2 rRNA genes are annotated in these 237 nt (G+C 45.6%); both read left to right on the top strand.

The window, feature by feature from the left end:
- Positions 1 to 86 (top strand): 23S ribosomal RNA (locus tag H3U49_RS09830); the annotation flags it as partial.
- A 71-nt stretch (positions 87 to 157) separates the two neighbouring features.
- Positions 158 to 237 (top strand): 5S ribosomal RNA (gene rrf, locus H3U49_RS09825); the annotation flags it as partial.

Below are 237 nucleotides of genomic sequence, written 5' to 3'. Positions count from 1 at the left end.
CAAAGACTAAGAGGTAGATAGGCTGGGAGTGGAAGAGCCGCGAGGCTTGGAGCGGACCAGTACTAATCAGTCGAGGACTTGACCAAAGCTTAAAGGCAATCAAGGTTTTTTTAAAGGATTATATTTAGTTTTGAGCGTAAAAGCTCACAAGGAAAAGTACGGTGGCAAGAGCAAGAAGGAAACACCTGTAACCATGCCGAACACAGCAGTTAAGCTTCTTCACGCCGAGAGTAGTTG

Source organism: Lactobacillus sp. W8174 (assembly GCF_016100975.1).
Lineage (GTDB): Bacteria > Bacillota > Bacilli > Lactobacillales > Lactobacillaceae > Lactobacillus > Lactobacillus juensis.
The sequence above is the reverse complement of the archived record's forward strand: the minus strand, read 5'-3'. Positions and strand labels throughout refer to the sequence as shown.